The sequence below is a fragment of the Blastococcus sp. HT6-4 genome (genome assembly GCF_039679125.1).
GTDB classification, from domain to species: Bacteria; Actinomycetota; Actinomycetes; order Mycobacteriales; family Geodermatophilaceae; genus Blastococcus; species Blastococcus montanus.
On the sequence record NZ_CP155551.1, the window covers coordinates 153218 to 177028 of the forward strand.

The 23811-nt window shown below is 71.1% G+C and carries 18 protein-coding genes and 3 rRNA genes; 8 read left to right on the plus strand and 13 right to left on the minus strand.

What is annotated here, in order from left to right:
* The first annotated feature begins 11 nt into the window (after window positions 1-11).
* Entirely contained in the window at window positions 12-1712 is a 1701-nt protein-coding gene (locus tag ABDB74_RS00740) for a signal peptidase I (protein ID WP_346621018.1), read from the plus strand.
* 172 nt (window positions 1713-1884) lie between these two features.
* Here the strand turns inward: ABDB74_RS00740 and ABDB74_RS00745 are convergent, their stop codons facing one another.
* The 4 genes from ABDB74_RS00745 to ABDB74_RS00760 form a co-directional block, all read right to left on the minus strand.
* Window positions 1885-2988, minus strand: a complete 1104-nt coding sequence (locus ABDB74_RS00745; RefSeq protein WP_346621020.1) for a ring-opening amidohydrolase — start codon at window positions 2986-2988, stop codon at window positions 1885-1887.
* A gap of 11 nt (window positions 2989-2999) precedes the next feature.
* Window positions 3000-3953, minus strand: coding sequence for a carbamate kinase (locus tag ABDB74_RS00750; RefSeq protein WP_346621022.1), 954 nt, complete (start codon window positions 3951-3953; stop codon window positions 3000-3002).
* Window positions 3954-4007: 54 nt separating this feature from the next.
* Window positions 4008-4541 carry an N-acetyltransferase family protein gene (locus ABDB74_RS00755; protein WP_346621024.1) on the minus strand — a complete coding sequence of 178 codons (534 nt, stop codon included), beginning with the start codon at window positions 4539-4541 and terminating at the stop codon, window positions 4008-4010.
* Between the two features lie 139 nt (window positions 4542-4680).
* Complete coding sequence (locus ABDB74_RS00760) at window positions 4681-5532, minus strand: PHP domain-containing protein (RefSeq protein WP_346621026.1); 852 nt, start codon at window positions 5530-5532, stop codon at window positions 4681-4683.
* Window positions 5533-5594: 62 nt separating this feature from the next.
* Between ABDB74_RS00760 and ABDB74_RS00765 the strand changes: the two genes are divergently transcribed.
* From ABDB74_RS00765 to rrf, 5 genes are all read left to right on the plus strand, one after another.
* Window positions 5595-7817, plus strand: a complete 2223-nt coding sequence (locus ABDB74_RS00765; RefSeq protein WP_346621028.1) for a DEAD/DEAH box helicase — start codon at window positions 5595-5597, stop codon at window positions 7815-7817.
* Window positions 7818-7944: 127 nt separating this feature from the next.
* Complete coding sequence (locus ABDB74_RS00770) at window positions 7945-8571, plus strand: alpha-ketoglutarate-dependent dioxygenase AlkB (protein WP_346621029.1); 627 nt, start codon at window positions 7945-7947, stop codon at window positions 8569-8571.
* A gap of 395 nt (window positions 8572-8966) precedes the next feature.
* Window positions 8967-10487: ribosomal RNA gene (locus ABDB74_RS00775) — 16S ribosomal RNA — on the plus strand.
* A 460-nt stretch (window positions 10488-10947) separates the two neighbouring features.
* A 23S ribosomal RNA gene (locus ABDB74_RS00780) occupies window positions 10948-14075 on the plus strand.
* Window positions 14076-14183: 108 nt separating this feature from the next.
* Window positions 14184-14300 (plus strand): 5S ribosomal RNA (rrf, locus tag ABDB74_RS00785).
* The 16S, 23S and 5S rRNA genes sit together here, the layout of an rRNA operon.
* Window positions 14301-14603: 303 nt before the next feature.
* On the opposite strand, the gene ABDB74_RS00790 is transcribed toward rrf, so the two are convergent.
* From ABDB74_RS00790 to ABDB74_RS00825, 8 genes are all read right to left on the minus strand, one after another.
* The gene (locus ABDB74_RS00790) at window positions 14604-15302 is read right to left on the minus strand and encodes a hypothetical protein (protein ID WP_346621030.1); all 699 of its coding nucleotides are present in this window, start codon (window positions 15300-15302) and stop codon (window positions 14604-14606) included.
* On the minus strand, window positions 15302-16216 hold the full coding sequence (locus ABDB74_RS00795; RefSeq protein WP_346621032.1) for an ABC transporter ATP-binding protein: 915 nt from the start codon (window positions 16214-16216) through the stop codon (window positions 15302-15304). Before ABDB74_RS00795 ends, ABDB74_RS00790 begins: the two co-directional genes overlap by 1 nt.
* Window positions 16213-16575, minus strand: a complete 363-nt coding sequence (locus ABDB74_RS00800; RefSeq protein ID WP_346621034.1) for a GntR family transcriptional regulator — start codon at window positions 16573-16575, stop codon at window positions 16213-16215. The genes ABDB74_RS00795 and ABDB74_RS00800 overlap by 4 nt, the downstream gene beginning before the upstream one ends.
* A gap of 228 nt (window positions 16576-16803) precedes the next feature.
* Complete coding sequence (gene egtE, locus ABDB74_RS00805) at window positions 16804-17937, minus strand: ergothioneine biosynthesis PLP-dependent enzyme EgtE (protein WP_346621035.1); 1134 nt, start codon at window positions 17935-17937, stop codon at window positions 16804-16806.
* A gap of 21 nt (window positions 17938-17958) precedes the next feature.
* Window positions 17959-18717, minus strand: coding sequence for an anti-sigma factor (locus ABDB74_RS00810; protein ID WP_346621037.1), 759 nt, complete (start codon window positions 18715-18717; stop codon window positions 17959-17961).
* Window positions 18698-19348, minus strand: a complete 651-nt coding sequence (locus ABDB74_RS00815) for a sigma-70 family RNA polymerase sigma factor (protein ID WP_346621039.1) — start codon at window positions 19346-19348, stop codon at window positions 18698-18700. Before ABDB74_RS00815 ends, ABDB74_RS00810 begins: the two co-directional genes overlap by 20 nt.
* A complete protein-coding gene (locus ABDB74_RS00820) occupies window positions 19345-20016 on the minus strand; it encodes a class F sortase (protein WP_346621041.1) in 672 nt (223 codons plus the stop codon). Before ABDB74_RS00820 ends, ABDB74_RS00815 begins: the two co-directional genes overlap by 4 nt.
* 25 nt (window positions 20017-20041) lie before the next feature.
* Entirely contained in the window at window positions 20042-20863 is an 822-nt protein-coding gene (locus ABDB74_RS00825) for a DUF4397 domain-containing protein (RefSeq protein WP_346621042.1), read from the minus strand.
* A gap of 178 nt (window positions 20864-21041) precedes the next feature.
* Here ABDB74_RS00825 and ABDB74_RS00830 point away from each other — a divergent pair, with 178 nt between their 5' ends.
* The gene (locus ABDB74_RS00830; protein ID WP_346621044.1) at window positions 21042-21509 is read left to right on the plus strand and encodes a DUF309 domain-containing protein; all 468 of its coding nucleotides are present in this window, start codon (window positions 21042-21044) and stop codon (window positions 21507-21509) included.
* 62 nt (window positions 21510-21571) lie between these two features.
* Window positions 21572-22360, plus strand: coding sequence for a hypothetical protein (locus tag ABDB74_RS00835; RefSeq protein WP_346621045.1), 789 nt, complete (start codon window positions 21572-21574; stop codon window positions 22358-22360).
* A gap of 13 nt (window positions 22361-22373) precedes the next feature.
* Here ABDB74_RS00835 and ABDB74_RS00840 read toward each other — a convergent pair whose 3' ends face one another.
* On the minus strand, window positions 22374-23741 hold the full coding sequence (locus ABDB74_RS00840) for a deoxyribodipyrimidine photo-lyase (protein ID WP_346621047.1): 1368 nt from the start codon (window positions 23739-23741) through the stop codon (window positions 22374-22376).
* Between the last annotated feature and the right edge of the window lie 70 nt (window positions 23742-23811).

Sequence of the window (23811 nt, forward strand, 5' to 3'; positions counted from 1 at the left end):
GGTGCCTTCCCATGACCGCCGCATCACGAGTCGCGAGCACCAGCGCCGTCGTCGCGCTGGTGCTCGCGACCATGTGGCTGTTCTGGCCGGCGACCCTGGGCGGTGGCACCACGTACGTCACCACCTACGGCGACAGCATGGAGCCGGGGTTCACCGCCGGTGACCTCGCCATCCTCAGCCGGGCCGGCACCTACTCGGTCGGTGACGTCGTCGCGTACGAGAGCGACTCCCTCGACACGATCGTCATGCACCGCATCGTCTCCGCGGACGCCGAGGGCTTCGTGACCCAGGGCGACAACAACGACTGGCTCGACGACGACCGCCCGACCCGGGAGGAGATCCTCGGCCGCCTGTTCCTGCGCATCCCGCAGGGCGGCAGGGCGCTCCAGGCGATCAGCTCCCCGTGGGTCCTCGTGCTGGCGGGCGCCGCGGCGTCCCTGGTCCTCGGCTCGGCCCGCCGGGTCCGCGGCCGGCACGGCGCCCGGGCGCTCCGCCGACGGCTGCCCGTCCTGCGTGCGCCGGCCCTTTCCGCGCCCGCGCTGTCGCTGCCACGGCTCTCCGCCGGTTCTCTGCCGATGCTCGTCCGGGCCCGCGCGCGCCAGGTGGCGCTGGCGTCGGGCGCCGTGGCGCTGCTGGCCGCGGCCGGGGCCGGCGTCCTGTTCGTCCTACCGGGCACCGAGCGGGCCGAGGAGACCCTCCAGGTCATCCAGGAGGGCCGCTTCTCCTACGCCGGTTCCGCGCGGCCCGGCACCACCTACCCGACCGGGGCCATCGAGACCGGCGACACCGTGTGGACCGCGCTCGCCACCGGCCTGACCGTCTCCTACACGAGCACCGTCGGCGGCCCCGGCCTCGCGGACCTCCAGGGCGCCCTGCGGCTCGACGTCTCGATCCGGGCGGCGGACGGCTGGAGCACCTACCTGGACAGCGGGTCCGTCGTGACCTACGCCGACGGCGTGGCGACGGCGTCGGTCGACGTCGATGCGGCCCGCGCGTCCGAGGTGCTGAGCCGGCACCACGCCGAGGTCGGCGTCTCGGGGAGCACCGCGACGCTGACCGTCACCCCCACCGTGGCGATGTCCGGCGCCGCCCGCGGCTCGGCCTTCGAGGCCGCGCCTCCTGCCGGTCTGGACTTCGCCCTCGACGCCACGTCCCTCCGCCTGGCCGGCGATGCGGGCAGCGTGCTGTCGACGACGACGGGAACCCCCGTGACGGTGGCCGCCGTCGTTCCCCGGTCGTTCGACGTCCTGGCGTTCTCCGTGCCGATCGGCGTGGCCCGGGTCGTCGCCGTCGCCGTGCTGGCCCTCGCGCTGCTCGTCGCCGGTGGCGGGGCGTGGCTCGGCCGGGCCGGCCGCGGCGACGCCGCCGACGAGTTCCTGGTCCGGCACGCCGACCGCATCGTGCCGGTCACCGCGTTCGCCACGGCCGGCACCGTCATCGACGTCTCCGACGCCGAGGCCCTGCGCCGGGTCGCGGAGCGGTTCGACACCGTCGTCCTGCACCACGCGGGCCCGGAGGACGACGTCTTCGCCGTCCGGGACGTCGACGCCACCTACCGGTTCGTGGTGCCGGGGACGCCGGACCGCCGGCGCGGCAGGCCGCCCGTCCCGGCCGTGTCCCGGTCGCCCGCCCCCGCGGCGACGACGGCCGTGGATCACGACCTCACCGCACCCCTGCCACCGGTCGCCGGTCTGCGCGGCAGCTTCGCCTGATCCACCCCGGACACGACGTCGGGGAAGCAGGGCTCCGGAACGTCGTCCGGAGCCCCACTTCCCCGAAGCACGCCTGCTGCTGGGAGCTACGCCATGCCGGTTGCGTGACTCCGCGCCCCGGTCCGCTCCTCCCTCGTTCCTCGCTGCGATGCCCCTCGAGGAACGGCTGTCGTCACGCCTTGACGATCGCGGCGACCGGGCCGCCGCCCGACGGGCCCTGGTGCACCGCGGCCACCGAGACGAACACCGCCGGGTCGCCGGTCACCGACGCGGTCACGCCGCCGACGGTCGCCTTGATCTGGCGGTGCCAGGAGACGTCCGAGTCGTCGAGCATCGCGTTGCGCCGGCCACGCACCTTGCCGTCGGGCGAGGCCTCGCACTTGAGGAACACGTTGACCAGCCGGTCGCCGAGGTCGGTGTGGTGCGGCCGCTCGGGCAGCTCGAGGCCGGCGTCGCGGATGGCGTTCCAGATGCCGTCCTGGTCGAGGGCGTCCTTCATCACCGAGTGGCCGACGCGGTAGTTGCCGCCGTGCCCGCGGGCGTTGCCGACGACGACGATCTGCGCACGGTCCAGCTCCACGCCCGACGAGCACGAGGCGACGGCGCTGTAGAGGGAGAGGTCGCGCATGATCTGCTCCTGCGTCGGCATCTCGATCTCGCCGAGCGCCACCGCGATGCCCAGCGCCGTCGTGCCGTTGGAGATGTCCATCGAGCCGTGCGGCTCCTCCAGGATGGTCGTCTCCCCGCGCTGGTGGGCGTCGCGGATCGTGTCGATCGTCAGCAGCGGCGTCTTCGTCTGCACGTAGTGGACGTCGGCCGGGTCGGTGATGCCGGCGGCCTCCATCGCCTTCTTCACACCCTCGGCGCACTTCTCGACCATCGCGACGCGGCCGATGTCCTCGGGCAGCAGGACGTCGCTCATCGCGTAACCCACGGTCAGCCGCGGCTCGTCGGTCTTCTCGACCGAGTCCTCGGGCAGCGTCGCGAAGACGGTCGCGTGCGGGCTGATGACGCCGTCGGTGCCGCCGGACCACACGATCGGGATGTCGGCGACGTCCTCCTTCGACCGGCTGCCCTTCTCGAGCAGGACCTCGCGGAAGGCGCGGTCGGCGATGATCCGGGTGTAGTCGTTGATCCCGCCGTTGCCCTCGGTCTTGCCGATGACGGCGATGACCCGGTCGGCCTCCATCACGCCGTCGTCGATGAGCTTGGCGAGCTCGGAGGCGTCACTGACGTTGTGCAGCGGGACCTTGCGGACCTCGATCGGTGCGGGCATGCGGGTTCCCTTCAGGAGTTGGTGACGACGGTGCCGACGTCGTCGCCACTGACGGCGTCGGCGATGTGCTCGAGCGAGGTGATGACGGCGCGCCGGCCGCCATGGGAGAGGAAGCGCAGCGCCGCCTCCACCTTGGGGCCCATCGATCCTCGGGCGAACTGCCCGGCCGCCGCCAGTTCACGCATCTCGGCGACGGTCACCCGGCCCAGCGGGCGCTGCGACGGGGTGCCGAAGTCGATCATCACGTTCGGGACGTCGGTGGCGATGACGAGCGTGTCGGCGTCGACGTCGCGGGCGAGGATCGCGGCGGTCAGGTCCTTGTCGATGACGGCCTCGACGCCGCGCAGCGCGTGCCCGTCCACCCCGTCATCGATCACGGGGACGCCGCCGCCACCGGCGCAGACGACGACGAACCCGGCGGCGACCAGGGCGTGCACCGCCGCGGAGTCGACGACAGCCAGCGGCTCGGGGGAGGCGACGACGCGGCGCCAGCCCTTCTCCCCGCGGTCCTCCCAGATCTGGCCGAGTGAGACGAACCGGTCCGCCTGTTCGCGGGGGAGGTAGCGGCCGACCGGCTTGGAGGGCTCGGCGAAGTGTGGGTCGTCGGCGTCGACCAGCGTGCGGGTGATCAGCCCGGCGGTGCGCTGGGGGAGGCCGCGCACCTGCAGGGCGGCATCCAGCTCGTCGGCGAGCGTGAAGCCGATCGTGGCCTGGGTCTGCGCGACGTTCCAGTCCAGCGGCACGGGAGGGACCTCGTGCGCGGCCAGCTCGTTCTTCACGAGGAGGTTGCCCACCTGCGGGCCGTTGCCGTGGGTGAGGACCACGTCGACGCCCGCGGCGACGACGTCGGCGATGTGCGCGGCCGCCTCGCCCAGTGCCGCGCGCTGGGCGCCCGGTGTCGCCGACCCGTCGGGGCCGGTCATGGCGTTGCCGCCCAGGGCGATGACCACGCGGCGGGATGTCACCCCGCCGACCCTAGACCGATTTCCCTTAGCGGTGAAGTACCTGAGCGCGGAGGCTCAACTCGGTTCCGTGGGCGGGTCGTCCCCGGTCGAGATCGTCCGCTGTGCCCAGGCGACGTCCCGCCATTGCCCGTGCTTCCACCCGATCCGCCGGTACGTGCCGATCGGCTCGAAGCCCAGTGCCCGGTGCAGCCCCTCGCTCGGCTCGTTGGGCAGCGTCATCCCGGTCACGACGGTGCGGTAGCCCCGCGCCGCGAGCCGCTCGAACAGCGCCCCGTAGAGGGCGCGTCCCCCGCCGCCCCGCCGTCGTCCGGCCTCCAGGTAGACGCTGACCTCGCACGACCAGCGGTAGGCGGCGCGCTCCTTGTACGGCCCGCCGTAGGCGTAACCGACCACGCGGCCGTCGTCCTCGAGCACCAGCCAGGCGTGCGCGCGCAGGGCCGCGGTGATCCGGCCGGCCATCTGCTCGACCGTCGGCGGCTCGGTCTCGAAGGTGATCGCCGTGTCGGTGACGTACGGGGCGTAGATCGCGGCGCACGCGGCGGCGTCGTCCACGGTGGCATCGCGGACGACCGGCGCGGGGGCACTCATGATCACGAACGTAGGACGGCGGCGCCCCGTCGTGGAGGTGACGTCGGCCACCCGGCCCTGCCGTCGTCCCCGCCGTGCCCGCGGCCCGGTCGTCGACGCCCCCCGCGACCGGGCGGCACCGGTGCGACGTGACGGACCGTCAGCGGCGCCAGAAGTCGAAGCGGTCGCGCCCGGGCCGGAACCCCGCCGCCTCGGCGACGGCGACCGCGAGGTCGAACTTCTGCCCCACCGCGGTCGGGGCGTGCGCGTCGCTGCCGAAGCTCACGGCCTCACCGCCCTCCTCGTGGAACCAGCGCACCTGGTCGGCCGAGGCCAGCGGGCTGCTCGTGTTGATCTCCAGTGCCCGGCCGCTGCCCGCCAGCGCGCGGAACACCGCCCGGTACTCCTCCTCGTAGTCCTTCTCCACGTACCGGTCCGGCCCGCCGGGCCAGTACCGGCGGGGGAAGTCCACGTGGGCGAGCACCTGGAAGACGTCGCTGCTCTCGATCATCCCGACCATCTCGCCGAGGTAGCGCCGCATGGTCGCGTCGGCGTCGACGTGCAGCAGCCGGCCGACGCCGACCAGCCGGCCGGCGTCGCTGAGCGAGTGCAGTGAGCCGAGGATGCGGTCGACCGGGGAGCTCTCCAGGTGGCGGGCGATGCTCGCGGCGAACAGGTGTGGCTCGCCGGTCTCGATGCCGGACCAGATGCGCAGCTCGGGGAACCGGCCGCGCACCTCCTCGAGCTCGGCGAAGTAGCCCTCGACGTCGATGGGCAGCTGGTGCGCGGGGTGCCGGTCGAGCAGTCCGTCCGCGGTCGCGCGGTCCTCGGCATGCCAGACCGTGAAGTCGAGGTGCTCGGTGAACGCGATCGCGGGCAGGCCCTGGGCGATCGCCCGCTCGCAGGCCCGCCGCATGGTCGAGGAGTCGGGGGTGTCCCACGACCAGTGCGTGTGCACGTGGTTGTCCGGCGGTCGCTGCCCCTGGTGTGCCATCGCCTGTGGATTCTCCACCGTCGTCCCCAGGTCCCGCGCGGGCACCCGTTCCGTCCCTCTGCATGCCTACTGTCGTCGTCATGAGCACCGCCGCACCGCCGTCCTCGATCGCCGACGAGGCCCTGGAGATCCTGCGGGAGCTCACCGGCCGGCCCGACGCGGTCTTCCGCGAAGGTCAGGACGCCGCCGTCGCCGCGCTGGTCGAGCGTTCCCAGCGCGCGCTGGTCGTCCAGCGCACCGGGTGGGGCAAGTCGGCCGTCTACTTCGTCTCCACTGCGCTGCTCCGCCGCCGGGGCGCCGGCCCCACGCTGCTGGTGAGCCCGCTGCTGGCCCTGATGCGCGACCAGGTCGCCGCCGCCGCCCGCGCCGGCATCCGGGCGGTGGAGATCTCCAGCGCCAACATGACCGAGTGGGACGACATCGCCGCCCGCCTGGCCGCCGACGACGTCGACGTCCTCCTCGTCTCCCCGGAGCGGCTCACCAACCCGCGGTTCCGCGAGGAGCAGCTGCCCGGCCTCGTCGCCCGCTGCGGGCTGGTCGTCGTCGACGAGGCGCACTGCGTCTCCGACTGGGGCCACGACTTCCGGCCCGACTACCGCCGCATCCGCGACCTGCTGGGCACGCTGCCGGCCGGCACCCCGGTGCTGGCGACGACGGCGACGGCGAACGAGCGGGTGGTGGCCGACGTCGCCGAGCAGCTGGGCGCCGGCGGCGTGGAGGTCACCACGGTGCGGGGGCCGCTGTCCCGCGACTCGCTGCGGCTCGGGGTGCTGCGGCTGCCCACCGACCGCGCGCGGCTGGCCTGGCTGGCCTCGCACCTGACCGACCTCCCGGGCAGCGGCATCGTCTACACCCTGACCGTGGCCGCGGCCGAGGAGACGGCCAACCTGCTCCGCGACGCGGGCCACGAGGTTCGGGCCTACACCGGCCGGCTCGACGACGACGACCGCAAGGACGCCGAGGAGGCGCTCCGGCAGAACCGGGTGAAGGCCCTGGTCGCCACCTCGGCGCTGGGCATGGGCTTCGACAAGCCGGACCTGGGCTTCGTCGTCCACCTCGGGGCGCCCTCCTCGCCGGTCAGCTACTACCAGCAGGTGGGCCGTGCGGGGCGTGCCGTCGAGCACGCCGACGTCCTCCTCCTGCCCGGGCCCGAGGACATCGCGATCTGGCAGTGGTTCGCCACGTCGTCCATGCCGCGGGAGGACCACGCCGCCGCGGTGCTGACGGCGATGGCCGACGGCAAGGCCTGGTCGGTGGCCCGGCTGGAGACCGTGGCCGACGTGCGGCGGTCCCGGCTCGAGCTCCTGCTCAAGGTCCTCGCCGTCGACGGCGCGGTGGAGCGGGTGCAGGGCGGCTGGCGCTCGACCGGCCGGCCCTGGGTCTACGACGCCGACCGCTACGCCCGCGTCGCCCGCACCCGGGAGGCCGAGCAGCGGTCGATGCTCTCCTACGCCAAGCCGGTGGACGAGGCCGAGTGCCGCATGGCGTTCCTCCAGTCGGCCCTCGACGACCCCACCGCCGCCCCGTGCGGCCGCTGCGACGTCTGCACCGGTCCCTGGTACGCCACCGACGTCCCGGAGGCCGCGGCGGAGGCGGCCTCGGCGGCTCTCGACCGGCCCGGCGTGGAGCTGGCGCCGCGTGCCATGTGGCCCACCGGCGCCGACCGCCTCGGCGTCGACGTCAAGGGCAAGATCCCGTCGTCGGAGCAGCTGGAGACCGGCCGCGCCGTCGCCCGGCTCACCGACCTCGGGTGGGGCCAGCGGCTCCGGGCCCTGCTCGGTGACGACGGCGTCGGCGGCGTGGTGCAGCTCGACCTGGAGGCGCCGAGCCTGGAGGAGGACCCGGACGCGGCGTTCGACGTCCCGGTGCGCCGCTCGGTCTCCGACGTCCCGCCGGACGACGAGCTGCTCCGCGCGTGCGGCCGGGTCCTGGCCGCCTGGGACTGGAAGGAGCGGCCGGCCGCCGTGGTGGCGGTGCCGTCGCGTCGACGCCCCCAGCTCGTGGCCGGGGTGGCGCAGGGGCTGGCCCGCATGGGCCGGTTGCCCTACCTGGGGGAGCTCTCGCTCGCCCACGGCGGGCCGACCGGCCAGCCCGGCGGCAACAGCGCCTTCCGGCTCGCCGCCGTGTGGGACCGGGTCGTCGTGGGTCCGGAGCTCCGCGAGCGGCTGGCCTCGGTGTCGGGACCGGTGCTGCTGGTCGACGACCTGGCCGACTCCCGCTGGACCATGACCGTGGCCGGACGGGAGCTGCGCCGGGCCGGCGCATCCGCCGTGCTCCCCTTCGCCCTGGCCCTCAGCGCCTGACGGGCAGCTCAGTCCTCCCGACCCTCGCCCGCGCGCGGTGTGCGGCGGGGCGGCACCGCTCCCTCCGCCCGGGGGCTGTCCACAGCTTTTCGCACACATGTGCGAAACCACGGGGTAGCGTGCCGGCATGACGCTGGCGCACCAGCCCTCGATGTGGGACCTCGCCGACGAGGCGACGCTGGAGCCTCTGGACGGCCTGACCCGCCATGTCCTGGGCGCCGGCGCGTGGGTCGACCACCTGCCGGGCTGGGTCTCCGGCTCCGACGAGGTGCTCGAGGTCCTGCTCGGCGACATCGGCTGGCGGGAGGACCGCCGGCAGATGTACGAGCGCGAGGTCGCCGTCCCGCGGTTGCTGCGCTGGTACTCGGCCCGCGAGGAGCTGCCCCATCCGCTGCTGACGGACGCGCGGGCGCAGCTGAACCGCCACTACGGGCCGGAACTGGGCGAGCCGTTCGTCTCCGCCGGCATGTGCCTGTACCGCGACGGCCGGGACAGCGTCGCCTGGCACGGGGACCGGATCGGCCGCGGGCGCTCCGCCGACACGATGGTCGCCATCGTGTCGTTCGGCTCGCCGCGCCCACTGCTGCTCCGCCCCGTGGGCGGGGGCGAGTCCCTGCGCTTCCCCCTGGGCCACGGGGACCTGGTGGTGATGGGCGGTTCCTGCCAGCGCACGTGGGAGCACTGCATCCCGAAGACGACGAAGCCGGTCGGGCCACGGGTGAGCGTCCAGTTCCGGCCACGGGGAGTGGCCTGAACCCCGGTCCGACCGGGGGACGCCGCCACGTCACCGGCGTGCGCCGGCGGGGCGGAGGGGCGCCCGGCCCCCCCTGCACGACCCCCTGGAGGACGTGTATGGTTCCTCCTGCACCGAGCGAGAACGGACCGGGCCGCGAGGCCCGGGAAACCGCCGGAGGAACCCCCGAGGTTCAGCCGCTGCGGAGCTCGGTGTACATTGGAGAAACCGCCTCGAACGAAGGCCAAGGAATTGGCTGGGTTTCCTGCGCGTCCGCTCCTTGAGAACTCAACAGCGTGCCGAAAGTCAGTGCCAAGTAATACCCCGTGCCATGGCTCTTGTGGTTGTGGCAGGGATTCCTTTGGTTGATTGATATCGCGAGTGTCAGCTCGCGGTTCTCAGCTGTGATCAAATCATCTACGGAGAGTTTGATCCTGGCTCAGGACGAACGCTGGCGGCGTGCTTAACACATGCAAGTCGAACGGTGAACCTCGCTTGCGGGGGGATCAGTGGCGAACGGGTGAGTAACACGTGGGCAACCTGCCCCTGGCTCTGGGATAACTCCAAGAAATTGGGGCTAATACCGGATGTGACCGCTGACCGCATGGTCTGGTGGTGGAAAGATTTATCGGCCAGGGATGGGCCCGCGGCCTATCAGCTTGTTGGTGGGGTAGTGGCCTACCAAGGCGACGACGGGTAGCCGGCCTGAGAGGGTGACCGGCCACACTGGGACTGAGACACGGCCCAGACTCCTACGGGAGGCAGCAGTGGGGAATATTGCGCAATGGGCGAAAGCCTGACGCAGCGACGCCGCGTGGGGGATGACGGCCTTCGGGTTGTAAACCTCTTTCAGCAGGGACGAAGCGAGAGTGACGGTACCTGCAGAAGAAGCACCGGCCAACTACGTGCCAGCAGCCGCGGTAATACGTAGGGTGCAAGCGTTGTCCGGAATTATTGGGCGTAAAGAGCTCGTAGGCGGTTCGTCGCGTCGGCTGTGAAATCCCGAGGCTCAACCTCGGGCCTGCAGTCGATACGGGCGGACTTGAGTGTTGCAGGGGAGACTGGAATTCCTGGTGTAGCGGTGAAATGCGCAGATATCAGGAGGAACACCGGTGGCGAAGGCGGGTCTCTGGGCAACTACTGACGCTGAGGAGCGAAAGCGTGGGGAGCGAACAGGATTAGATACCCTGGTAGTCCACGCCGTAAACGTTGGGCGCTAGGTGTGGGGGCCATTCCACGGTCTCCGTGCCGCAGCTAACGCATTAAGCGCCCCGCCTGGGGAGTACGGCCGCAAGGCTAAAACTCAAAGGAATTGACGGGGGCCCGCACAAGCGGCGGAGCATGTTGCTTAATTCGATGCAACGCGAAGAACCTTACCTAGGCTTGACATGCACGGAAATCCTCCAGAGATGGGGGGTCCGTAAGGGCCGTGCACAGGTGGTGCATGGTTGTCGTCAGCTCGTGTCGTGAGATGTTGGGTTAAGTCCCGCAACGAGCGCAACCCTCGTCCTATGTTGCCAGCGAGTAATGTCGGGGACTCATAGGAGACTGCCGGGGTCAACTCGGAGGAAGGTGGGGATGACGTCAAATCATCATGCCCCTTATGTCTAGGGCTGCAAACATGCTACAATGGCCGGTACAAAGGGCTGCGATACCGCGAGGTGGAGCGAATCCCAAAAAGCCGGTCTCAGTTCGGATTGGGGTCTGCAACTCGACCCCATGAAGTTGGAGTCGCTAGTAATCGCAGATCAGCAACGCTGCGGTGAATACGTTCCCGGGCCTTGTACACACCGCCCGTCACGTCACGAAAGTCGGTAACGCCCGAAGCCGGTGGCCCAACCCCTTGTGGGAGGGAGCCGTCGAAGGCGGGATCGGCGATTGGGACGAAGTCGTAACAAGGTAGCCGTACCGGAAGGTGCGGCTGGATCACCTCCTTTCTAAGGAGCACTGGCCGCGCCCCTCGTGGGTGTGGTCCAGAGCCGCGCTCGGACCGTGATGGTTCACCAGTCCTGGTGGGTCACGGGTGTTCGGGGTGGTGCTCGAGGGTGGAACGCTGACCAGTTCGGCCGGCAGCCTGGTGCTGCTCCTAGTACGGCCGCGCGCTCCTCTTGGGGGGTGTGTGGTGGGGAACGGGGTGGTGGGGGTTGGTCGGTTCGTAGGCACGCTGTTGGGTCCTGAGGGAGCGGGGAACCGGTCTCTTGTGTCAGGGCCTCCTGGTTCTCGTACCGTCGTCGCCCCTGTGGGGGTGGCGGGTCTGGCGGGACGGTGTGGGGGGTGGCTGGTCGTACGTTGAGAACTGCACAGTGGACGCGAGCATCTTCTGACTCTGAAGCAGAGTTTCAGTTTGTAGGCCCGTTTCTTGTTTCCTTCCGGGGGCGAGGAGCGGGATTTTTGTGTGGCCAAGTTGTTAAGGGCACACGGTGGATGCCTGGGCACCAGGAGCCGATGAAGGACGTAGGAGGCTGCGATAAGCCTCGGGGAGCTGTCAACCGAGCGTTGATCCGAGGATTTCCGAATGGGGGAACCCCGCACCAGTCATGTGGTGTGACCCGCGCCTGAACACATAGGGCGTGTGGAGGGAACGTGGGGAAGTGAAACATCTCAGTACCCACAGGAAGAGAAAACAACAGTGATTCCGTGAGTAGTGGCGAGCGAAAGCGGATGAGGCTAAACCGATCGCATGTGATAGCCGGCAGGCGTTGTGTGGTCGGGGTCGTGGGACAGTTCAGCACCTCCTGCCGGGGGTGCAGGGAGTCATAAAAGACTTGTGTTAGTGGAAGGCCTCTGGAAGGGGTCGCCGTAGAGGGTGAGAGCCCCGTACACGAAAACTCAGTCTCTCCCGAGCTTGCTCCCAAGTAGCACCGAGCCCGTGAAATTCGGTGTGAATCTGGCGGGACCACCCGCTAAGCCTGAATACTCCCTGGTGACCGATAGCGGACTAGTACCGTGAGGGAAAGGTGAAAAGTACCCCGGGAGGGGAGTGAAATAGTACCTGAAACCGTGTGCCTACAAGCCGTGAGAGCCTTATCCACTTCGGTGGAGGGGTGATTGCGTGCCTTTTGAAGAATGAGCCTGCGAGTTAGCGGTACGTGGCGAGGTTAACCCGTGTGGGGTAGCCGTAGCGAAAGCGAGTCCGAACAGGGCGATTGAGTCGCGTGCCCTAGACCCGAAGCCGAGTGATCTACCCATGGCCAGGTTGAAGCGCGGGTAAGACCGCGTGGAGGACCGAACCCACCAGGGTTGAAAACCTGGGGGATGAGCTGTGGGTAGGGGTGAAAGGCCAATCAAACTCGGTGATAGCTGGTTCTCCCCGAAATGCATTTAGGTGCAGCGTCACGTGTTTCTTGCCGGAGGTAGAGCACTGGATGGCCGATGGGCCCCACAAGGTTACTGACGTCAACCAAACTCCGAATGCCGGTAAGTGAGAGCGTGGCAGTGAGACTGCGGGCGATAAGGTTCGTAGTCGAGAGGGAAACAGCCCAGATCATCGGCTAAGGCCCCTAAGCGTGTGCTAAGTGGAAAAGGATGTGGGATCGCAGAGACAACCAGGAGGTTGGCTTAGAAGCAGCCACCCTTGAAAGAGTGCGTAATAGCTCACTGGTCAAGTGGTTCCGCGCCGACAATGTAGCGGGGCTCAAGCACACCGCCGAAGCCGTGGCATTCACACGTTAGCCCGCCGACACCTTTTGGGGTGCCGGCCAGGTGTGTGGATGGGTAGGGGAGCGTCGTGTGGCGGTGGAAGCGGCGGAGTGATCCAGCCGTGGACGCCACACGAGTGAGAATGCAGGCATGAGTAGCGAGAGGGGAGTGAGAACCTCCCCCGCCGGAAGACCAAGGGTTCCTGGGCCAGGCTAATCCGCCCAGGGTGAGTCGGGACCTAAGGCGAGGCCGACAGGCGTAGTCGATGGACAACGGGTTGATATTCCCGTACCCGCGAAGGAACGCCCATGCTGAACCCAGCGATGCTAACCCACCGACGCCGGTGCGCCCACTTGTGGGCAATCCGGACTAGCTGGGGACCCGGACTGGTAGTAGGCAAGCGATGGGGTGACGCAGGAAGGTAGTCCTACCGGTGAGTGGTAGTACCGGGGCAAGGGTGTGGCCCGTCCGATAGGTAAATCCGTCGGACATACAGGGTGAGGCCCGACGCATAGCCGAATGAGGCGAATTGGATGATCCTATGCTGCCGAGAAAAGCCTCTAGCGAGTTCCGAGCGGCCCGTACCCCAAACCAACTCAGGTGGTCAGGTAGAGAATACCGAGGCGATCGAGCGAACTGTGGTTAAGGAACTCGGCAAAATGCCCCCGTAACTTCGGGAGAAGGGGGGCCATCTACTGTCAACACCCTTGCGGTGGGCAGCGGTGGGTGGCCGCAGAGACCAGTGAGAAGCGACTGTTTACTAAAAACACAGGTCCGTGCGAAGTCGTAAGACGATGTATACGGACTGACGCCTGCCCGGTGCTGGAACGTTAAGGGGACGGGTTAGTGCCTTCGGGCGCGAAGCTCAGAACTCAAGCGCCAGTAAACGGCGGTGGTAACTATAACCATCCTAAGGTAGCGAAATTCCTTGTCGGGTAAGTTCCGACCTGCACGAATGGCGTAACGACTTCTCAGCTGTCTCAACCACAGGCTCGGCGAAATTGCACTACGAGTAAAGATGCTCGTTACGCGCGGCAGGACGGAAAGACCCCGGGACCTTTACTATAGCTTGATATTGGTGTTCGGTTCGGCTTGTGTAGGATAGGTGGGAGACTGCGAAGCGGGCACGCCAGTGTTCGTGGAGTCGCCGTTGAAATACCACTCTGGTCGAATTGGATGTCTAACCTCGGTCCGTGATCCGGATCAGGGACAGTGTCAGGTGGGTAGTTTAACTGGGGCGGTTGCCTCCCAAAATGTAACGGAGGCGCCCAAAGGTTCCCTCAGCCTGGTTGGCAATCAGGTGTCGAGTGCAAGTGCACAAGGGAGCTTGACTGCGAGACCGACGGGTCGAGCAGGAGCGAAAGCTGGGACTAGTGACCCGGCACCGGCATGTGGAAGCGGTGTCGCTCAACGGATAAAAGGTACCCCGGGGATAACAGGCTGATCTTCCCCAAGAGTCCATATCGACGGGATGGTTTGGCACCTCGATGTCGGCTCGTCGCATCCTGGGGCTGGAGTAGGTCCCAAGGGTTGGGCTGTTCGCCCATTAAAGCGGTACGCGAGCTGGGTTTAGAACGTCGTGAGACAGTTCGGTCCCTATCCGCCGTGCGCGTAAGAGACTTGAGAAGAGCTGTCCCTAGTACGAGAGGACCGGGACGGACGAACCTCTGGTGTGCCAGTTGTACCGCCAGGTGCACTGCTGGTTAGCTACGTTCGGCAGGGATAACCGCTGAAAGCATCTAAGCGGGAAGCTCGCTTCAAGATGAGGTCTCTCACCGGGTCAACCGGGTAAGGCCCCCGCCCAGACCAGCGGGTTGATAGGCCGGAAGTGGAAGCACCGCAAGGTGTGGAGCTGACCGGTACTAATAGGCCGAGGGCTTGACCACACACACCTACCTTCTGGTGCTGTGAACGAGCTCGGATAACAAGATGTCACGCGTCCACTGTGCGGTTCTGAACGCACGAACCAGCCGGTTCGTACATGTTCACAGAGTTACGGCGGCCATGGCGAGAGGGAAACGCCCGGTCACATTCCGAACCCGGAAGCTAAGCCTTTCAGCGCCGATGGTACTGCCCTGGAGACGGGGTGGGAGAGTAGGACGCCGCCGGACAACCATTCCCGAAGGGGCCCCAGCATCCGTGCTGGGGCCCCTTTCGGCATGCCCGGACCCGGTCGCACCAGCGCCACACCCGCGGACCGCGCACGCAGTGGCGGAGCATCCACGGAGCGCCGCATTCGCCGTTGTCTGACTCGATGCGGGCCGGCGGTCCTCCTGCGTGCCCGCACCCGCATAGACCCCGGCAGGCTGTCCCAGGTCGGCCGTCGGTGGTCGAGGGGGTGCGCCGCACACGGAGCTGGGCCGCCGTTCCGTCACGTGGTGGAACGAGGGCCCAGCGGTCGGGTGGAGCCTCGCTCAGGGGACGACCCGTCGGAGGCCCGTCCACGACAGGCCGGCGAGGACGACGGCGAGAACGAGGGGGAGACCGACGGCCAGGGTGGTGATCGACCGGTCGCCGAGCCACGAGCCGATGGTCGTCCAGGCCTCCATCCACGTGGCCAGGAGGGCCAGGCCGCCGAAGACCACGATCGAGGCGATGGTCAGGCCCCAGATCCCGTTGGGCCCCCTGCGCTTGTCGGCGATGCCCAGCCCGATGCCGGCGGCGATGAACGCCAGCATCGGTGCGCCCGAGACGAGCACCTGGAGCGCCGGGTTGTCGACGTCCATCGGCCCGGCGGCCCAGTAGCCGAGGCCCACGCCCCATCCGCCGGTCGCCTCCTCGATCGCCGTCAGTGCCGACAGCACGATCCCGTAGACCACCGCCTGCGTGACGGCCACGAGCGCCGTCCCGAGGTAGAAGGTCCGTCGGCTGAGGCTGATGCCCATGGCGAAGGGCAGGAGCTGGGTGAACGCCTGGATGTAGACGATCATGACGGTGATGTAGAGGGCGGCCACGCCACCGGTGACGGCGTCGGGATCGTCCTCCCCGATGCCCACGCTGCCCCAGAGGGCCAGGTTGATCGCGAAGCTGAGGCCTACCACCATCCACGGGACCCCGAGGGCGACCAGTGGGTGGATCAGGTTCAGCCGCGCCGCGGCCAGCACGCGGTTCATCAGGAGACCTCCTCGAGGGGCTGCGGCGTCGGTGCCGGGGCCTCGCGCCCGCCGGCGAGGCTCAGGGCGACGACCAGCTGCTGCAGCGGGGTGCTCTCGACGGCCAGGCCGGCGGTGCGGGCGTCGTCCTCGTCGGTACCGTGGCGGAGCCGCACGACGGCCCTCGCCTGGCCGGCCAGCGACTCGAGGTGCAGCAGGTCGTGGTCCCGGGCGAACCCCTCGACGCTCGTCCGGGACCCGGCGACGGTGACGGCGCTGCCCCGCACCGACTCCGCGTCGGCGTCCAGCAGCACCCGCCCCCGGTCGATCAGCAGCACGCGTTCCAGCAGGTCGGCGATCTCCTCGATGAGGTGGGTGGAGAGGACGACCGTGCGCGGATGGTCCGCGTAGTCGGCCAGCAGGCGGTCGTAGAAAAGCTGACGCGCCACGGCGTCGAGCCCCAGGTACGGCTCGTCGAAGAGCGTCAGCGGTGCCCGGGAGGCCAGTCCGATGACGACGCCGACGGCCGAGTTCATCCCCCGTGACAGCTTTTTGATCGGCCGCTTCGCCGGCAGGTCGAACTCGGCGAGGAGCGACTGCGCCAGTGCGGCGTCCCAGTCGGGGAAGACCATCGCCGCGGCGGAGACCGCGTCCTCGACCCGGAAGTGGTCGGGGCAGCGCTGGCCCTCCTTGATGAAGCAGATCCGCCGGAGCACGGCGTCGTTCTCGTAGGGGCGCCCAGCCAGCACCTGCACCGAGCCGCGGGTGGGCACCCGGTGGCCGGTGAGCAGCTGCATGAGGGTGGTCTTGCCGGCTCCGTTGCGGCCGAGGAGACCGGTGATCGAGTGCTCCTCGATCGCCACGCTCACGTCGTCGAGCGCGGTGTGCCCGGGAAACCGCATGGTGACGCCGGACAGGGCCGCGGCCGCGGTCATCGGGTCTCCCCCCAGCGGGAGATCATCGCGGTGAGCTCGCGGCCGGAGATGCCCAGCTTGGCGGCCTCGGTCATCAGCGGACGGACGTACTGGTCGGCGAACTCGCTGCGCCGCCGCTTGAGCAGCTGCTCGCGAGCACCGGGGGCGACGAACATGCCCACTCCTCGTCTCTTGTAGAGGACCCCGTCGCTGACCAGCTGGTTCAGGCCCTTCGCGGCCGTCGCGGGGTTGATGCGGTGGAAGGCGGCCAGCTCGTTGGACGAGGGCGCCTGACTCTCCTCGGCGAGGGAGCCGTCGACGATCGCGTTCTCGATCAGGTCGGCGATCTGCCGGAAGATCGGTCCGCCGGTCTCGTTCACGGGCCGGTCCTCGTGTCTCCAGGGACGTGCTGCTCCCTGGGTCCATTACTCATGTAATGAGCCGTAGGGGTGTGTTCCTCCCGCGCGCGAGGAGTGCGCGGCCGAGTGTGGGCACGGCAGCGTCCACCGTGGTCGGGGCGCGAGGTCGTTGCGCGGGAATGCCCGGACCGGCGGCCGACCTCGGGGAGGAGGGAGCAGCGGCCGACCCGAGGTCCGGCGGCGGTGCCCTCAGAGCGCTGCGGCGAGCGCTTCCAGATCCTCCATCGCCGTGTCCAGGTGCGGTGACACCCGCAGCACCGGTCCGGTCATCTCCCCGGGCGCCCGCTCCGGCCCGATCGCGGTCAGCACGATCCCGTGCTCGGTCAGGAGCCGGCTGCGCGTCTCGACGACGTCGACGCCCTCCGGTGGCCGCAGCGTGGTGGTGGCCGTCGGCTCGTCGACCGGCTCCACCACCCGCCACCCGCGGACGCCGTCGAGCAGCTCCCGCGTGGTGCGCCCCAGTGCCGCCAGCCGCGCGCGCACGCGGTCGGGTCCGGCGGCCAGGTGCTCGCCCACGGCGACGACGAGGCCGATCCGGCCGGCCACGTGGGCCTCGCCGGACTCGAACGCCCGCATCGGCGGGACGCCCTCCGGCTCGGGCAGCACCGGCAACAGCTGGGCCGCGATCGCCGGCCGGGCGAACAGCATCCCCACGCCCCGGGGCCCGGCCAGCCACTTGCGCGACGTGCCGTAGACGACGTCGGCGCCGAGGTCGACGTCGACGTGCCCGAGCGACTGCGCGGCGTCGATCACCAGCGGCACGCCCGCGTCGCGGCACAGCGCCGCGATCTGGGCGGCCGGTTGCAGCAGGCCGCGGTGGCTCCCGATGTGGGTCAGGTGCACGAAGCGCGGGGGATCGCCCGCCAGCAACCGGGCGACGCCCTCGAGGTCGGCCCGCCCCAGGTCGTCGACGGGCAACGGCTGCGGACGCAGCCCCGCCGCGCGCAGCTGCGCGACGTTCGGGGCGTACTCGCCGGGCAGGCAGGCCACCCGTGCCCCCGCCGGCAGCCGCCAGCCGCTCAGCAGGGCCACCAGGGCCGCCTGGGCGGACTCCACGAACGCCACGTCGGCGGCCGCCATGCCGACCAGCCCACCGAGGACCGACCGGCCCTGCTGCAGGAGGTCGTCGGCGGTGCCCTCCGCGACGTAGCCGCCGAGCTCCGCCTCGTGCCGGGCGTGGTGCGCGGCCGCCTCGAGGGCCCGGTGGCTCTGCCGGCTGGAGGCGGCGCTGTCCAGGTGCCGGCCCGCGGGGCGCGGGCGCACCGCACGCCACTGCGCGCCGAGGTCCTCGAAGGGCAGCCGGTCGTCGTGCGGAACGGTCACGACGAGCACGCTAGGCGCCGGTCAGGCGTCGAGCTGACCCCGGGCCACGGAGACGCCCGAGTGCGTCGGGTCGCCGTCGAGCGGCTCCACCGAGACGTCGACGATCGGGTACGCGGCCAGATCCAGCCCCGCCGGCAGCTCGAAGGTCTGCTCCCCCGGTCGCAGGACGCCCAGCGGCACCATGTCGACGACGTTCGGCTCGATCAGCCAGATCTCGTAGTACTCGCCGTCCAGGTCCGGGGCGTCGAGGTCGACCTGCAGGGCGCGTGAGCCGTCGTCGCGGACGACGACCTCCGCGCGGCCGGACGCCGGCCGGCCGTCGAGCGGGTCGAGGGCGACCGCGGTGACCGGTTCGGCGACGGGACCACGGTTCAGCGCCGCGACGGCGCCGGCACCCACGGCGACACCGGCCACGGCGGCCGCTGCCACGAGGAGCGTCCGGGACCGCCGGGAACGGAACGGGATGACCTGCGCGCCGTCGGCAGAGTTCTCCATCCGTGGCGCGGACAGCGGCGCCACGGCGGAGGGCGCGTCGACCTCGGGGCGGGGAGCGGTGGTCACACCGGTGGCCGCGGCGATGCCGGCCCAGACCGAGGCCGGCGGAGCCACGGCCGGGCCGGACGCGCCGAACTCGGGGATGGCGACGGCGTCGACCGCACGCTGCAGGCTCGCCACCTCGGACCGGCAGTCGGCGCAGGAGCGCAGGTGGGCGGCGTCGCCGGCCGGCAGGGGCTCGCGCAGCGCGGCCAGGGCCAGCTGCTCAGGCGGGCAGTGCTTCACCGTCCACCTCCAATCGGTTCCTCAGGCGTTCGAGCGTGCGGCGGATATGGGATTTGACCGTGCCGAGCGGGATTCCGGTGCGCTCGGCGATCTGGGCGTGGGTGAGGTCCGCGAAGAAGGCGAGCTCGATGATCCCGCGCTGCGGTTGCCCCAGACGATCCAGCTCCTCGAGCACCAGCATCCTGTTGGCTACAACGGTGTCGACGGCAGGAGTCGTCCCCCGGGCGGGTGTGGCCTGCGCCTCCGACACCGCGGCCTCGGCTTCGCGGCGCATCCGGTCGCGGCGCGCCCAGGTGTCGGCGATCTTGTGTCGGCAGACGCCGACCAGCCAGGCGGGCAGCGGGCCCTGGTCCGGCCGGAAGCGGGCGCGACCGGTCCATGCGGCGATGAAGGTCTGCTGGGTCACGTCCTCGGCGTCCGGCCCCGGCCCGAAGGCGCGCACCGCCATGCCGTGCAGCTGCCCCGCCCAGCGCTCGTAGGCAAGGGCGAGCGCCTGCTCGTCACCGGCGGCGAACCGACGGCCCACCTCCGCGTCGTCCGGCTCGGCGGAGCCGGACGGCTCCGGTGCCGGATCGGGGTTCACGGACGGGACGGTACCGAGGTGGGTGGCTCTGCCGAGCACCTCGGTCATGGCGTGGCGTCCACCAGGGGCTCGGCGACGACCACGACGTTGTCGCGGTAGCTCCGGTACTCCGGCAGGAACGGGCCGCCGCAGGTGACGACGACCAGGCGGGCCGGCCCCTCCCGGGCGAAGATCTCGTCGAGGGGGAGCACCTGCTTGTGCACGAGCTCGCGGGACACCACCTGCCACCGGGTGGCGTCGCCGGCGGCGTCGGTGACGACGAACTCGTCGCCCGGAGCGGCGTCCCGCAGCGGGAAGAGGACGCCACGTCCCTGCTCGCGGTCGTCCACGTGCCCGGCCAGCACGGCGTTGCCGGCGGACCCGGGCTCCGGACCGAAGCGGTACCAGCCGACGCGAGCGACGTCCTCGGGCAGGGCCATCTGGCCGTCCTCGGCGACGCCCACCGGATCGATCGGTGCGGTGACGCCGAGAGCGGGCAGGTCGAGACGGACGGGGGGCGGGGCGTCGGGCACCGCCACCGGTGACGCGTCACGGACGGTCACCGGCGGCAGCGATCCGGCGGTGGAGGGCGGCGCCTTGACGGAGATGCCGGGGCGCTCCAGCACCTGGTCGAGCGGTGCGCCCGCCGTCGCCTCCGGCTGGGTCACGGCCCAGGCGATCGGCGCACCGACCGCCAGGGCGAGGCCCAGGACGGCGGAGGCGGCGGCGGGTCGCACGGTCAGTTCCTCGGACTACCGGCGGTCAGCGCGAGGCGCGGGCCATCCGGACGGCGCCGGCACCCGCCAGCGCGAGACCGGCCACGACCGCGGCACCGACCGGCAGGGGCAGACCCGACTCGTCGGCCAGGCCGGCGGTGCCACCCGGGACGCCGGAGGGCGCCGACTGCTGGCCGGAGATGCTCTGGACGGCGAGCTCGAAGCCAGCGTCCTCCGAGCCCCAGGCGTACACGATGGTCGTGCTGCCCTCGGTGAGGCTCAGGTCCGCCGGGCCGATGGCGACGGTGTCGGTGCCCGCGAGCACGACGTCGGCGTTCACGGTGCCGGCCGGGACGGTGAGGGTCTCCTCGTTCGGGTTGGTCAGGCCCTGGATGACGGGCTCCCCGCCGGCGCGGACGTCCACGGCGGGCGCCGCGGCGACGTGCCGGACGGTGACCCGCGCCTGGCCGGCGGGCACCGAGCCGGTCTCGTTGACGAACGGGGTGAGCGCGGGCTCGCCGCCCTCGGTCAGGTGGGCCACCACGGTGGCGTTGGCGCCGGCGGGGACGTCCACGCCGTCGGCCGACAGCAGGGGATCCCCGGAGTCGTCGGCGGCGTCGGCCGGGTAGAGCGCGAGGTCGTAGCTGCCGCCGGGCAGCTCCAGCGGGTCGGTGAGGGTGCCGGGCTGGAAGTCGTCGATCAGTCGCTCACCGTTGGCGTACACGTCCACCGGGGTGCCGGGGACGCCGTGCAGGACCGAGACCGTGGCGGTGTGGTTGTCGGCCGTGGCCGGGGTGGCGACCAGGACGACGGCGCCGACGGCACCGAGGACGCCGGCGGAACGGCCGACTGTGCGGATGGTGCTCACGGGTGGCTCCTCTCGTAGGGGGTCGTGCTGCCTGGTCTTCCGCGGCGCCCCGGCCACTGGATGCGGTCGTCCCCCAGAATCTTGGCCACGACCGATCTGGCCGCCCTCGGCGAGCGCGCCGGACCGGGCTCCCGCGCCCCGCGAGGCGCTCCGCCGGGGGTGCGGGGAGGATGCCCCTGTGCCCGACCGTGACCGCGACGAGCAGGGCCGGGCCCGCAACGCACGCCCGCGGGACGCGCTCGGGCGGCCGCTGCCGCACGGCGCCGTCGGTGAGGACCGCGCCCCCGAGGGGGTGGTCCGGGCGCCGGAGGTGGCGCTCGCGGAGGCGCAGGCGCTGCTGGACGCCGGCCGCCCGTTCCACGCCCACGAGGTGCTGGAGGACGCCTGGAAGTCCGCGCCCGAGGACGAGCGCGAGCTGTGGCGGGGACTGGCCCAGCTCGCCGTCGGCCTGACCCACGCCGCCCGCGGCAACGACCGGGGTGCGACCACGCTGCTCGAGCGCGGGGCGTCGGCCATCGGCCCGTACGCCGACCGCCGTCCGCACGGGGTGGACGTGGCCGGGCTCGCCGGGTGGGCGCACACGCTCGCCGCCGCCCCCGCCACCGGCCGCGACCCGGTGCGCAGCGCTCCCCGGCTGCGCGGGTGAGCGGACAGGGCGGGCCGGCCGGCCAGGTTTCGGGTACGGGCGGTACCGGGCACGGTCGGGGGATGAGCAGCACGGCAGACCGGCACGACGGGATCCGGGCCCCGGCGGTCATCGTCGCTGCCGTCGCACAGGTGGTCGGCAGCCCCCTGGGCAGCGCGATCGCCGGCCGCAGCGTCGGCGCGGTCAGCGACGAGACCGGCTCGCTGATCACCCCGGCGGGCTACGCCTTCAGCATCTGGGGCGTCATCTTCGCCGGGTCACTGTCCTGGGCGGTGTACCAGGCGCTGCCGGCCCAGCGCGGCCGGGAGCTGCACCGGCGCACCGGCTGGCCGCTGGCCGCGGCGTTCGCAGGGAACGCGGTGTGGGAGGTGCTCTTCCCGTTGGTGGGCGTCTCCCTGCCGCTGCTCCCCCTGGTGCTGCTCTTCTGCATCGTGGCGGCCACCGCGGTCGCCTGGGCGCGGTTGCAGGACATCCCTGTCGAAGGGCTGGGCCGGGTGCTGCCGGCCGCCGTCACCGGGCTGCTGCTCGGCTGGGTGACCGTCGCCGCGGCGGTGAACGCCGGCCAGGCCGGGGTCGCCCTCGGCGCGCGGGCCTCCGGCACCACCGCGCAGATCTGGGCGGTGGTGGTGCTGGCGGTCGTCGCCGCGATCGCGTCGGCGCTGGTGCTGTCGGCGCACGACGCCGCCGGGCCGTTCGCGCTCGCCGTCGTCTGGGGTCTGGTGGCCGTCGCGGCCGCCGGCCCGCCGGCCCCGGTGGTGATCGCCGCCTTCGCCGCCGCTTCGGCGGTGGCGGTCGCGCTCGTCGTCCGCACCGTCGTCCGGCGGGACCCGGTGTCGCTGCTCGTCGGCTGAGCCGGCGCAGAGCTCAGCGGCCGCGGACGCGGGCGTAGCGGTCGAGCGCGACCCGGCGCTCGTGCGCGTGGTCGACGACCGGCTCCGGGTAGCCGGCCGGGATGCCGCCGGGCGCCGTCCAGGGCTCGTGGACGTGCCGCGGGTCGAGGTCGCGCAGCTCCGGCACCCAGCGCTTCACGTACGTGCCGTCCGGGTCGAACTTCTTGCCCTGGGTGACCGGGTTGAAGACGCGGTAGTAGGGGGAGGCGTCGGTCCCGGTGCCGGCGACCCACTGCCAGCCGTGGTTGTTGCTGGCCAGGTCGCCGTCGACCAGGTGCCGCATGAACCACCGCGCGCCGAGCGTCCACTCCTCGTGCAGGTCCTTGACCAGGAACGAGGCGACGATCATCCGCACCCGGTTGTGCACGTACGCCTCGCCGGGCAGCTGGCGCATGCCGGCGTCCACGATCGGGAAGCCGGTGCGGCCGGTCTCCCAGGCGCGCACCAGCTCCTCGGCGTCCGGCCCGGAGTCGTAGCCCATCGCCCGCAGCTCGGGCCGGAGGTATTCGCCGGCCGACCCGGGGCGGTGCCAGAGGACGTCGGCGTAGAACTCCCGCCAGGCCAGCTCGTCGGTGTACCGGCGCACCGACTCGGTCTGCTCGACGGCGGCGAGGTCGGCCAGCAGCGTTCGGGGGTGGATGCAGCCGTACTTGAGGTAGGCCGACAGCCGGCTCGTCCCGCCGCCCCCGGGCACGTCGCGCCCGTCCGCGTAGCCGAGCAGCCGCTCGTCGCGGAAGCGTTCCCAGGCGGCCAGGGCGGCGGCCTCCCCCGCGGGGGGCAGCACGACGCCGTCGAGCTCCGGCGCCTCCGGTGGGTCGTCGGAGCGGACGCCGGTGCGCCACCGCGCGCCCCAGGGGGACGGCGCCGGGGCGCGCCAGCCGTGCTCCCGCCAAGCCCGCGCGAACGGAGAGTAGACGCGGAACGGCGTCCCGTCGGACTTGGTGACCCGGCCGGGCGTCACCGCGTACGGCGAGCCGGTGCGCACGACCTGGACGTCGCCCAGCGCCCGCTCCACGGCCTCGTCCCGGCGCCGCCCGTACGGCCCGGCGTCGGCGCTGACGTGCACCGACGTCGCGCCGACCTCGCGCACCAGCGCCGGCAGCACCCGGGCCGGGTCGCCGGAGCGCAGCACCAGCGCGCCGTCCAGGTCGTGGTCCAGCGCGGTGAGGCAGTCGAGCAGGAAGCGCCGCCGGGGCTTCCCGGACGGTCCCCACAGCCGGTCGTCGAACACGAAGACCGGCAGGACGTCGCCGTCCGGGCCGGCCGCGTCGCGGGCCGCGAGCAGGGCGGGGTGGTCGCGCAGCCGCAGGTCCCGCCGGAACCAGAGCAGCGCGGTGGGCACCCGGCCGACCCTAGGAGGGATCCGGCGGAGCCGCTCCTCGCCTTCCGGATCGCCCGTGGTGTGCGGTTCG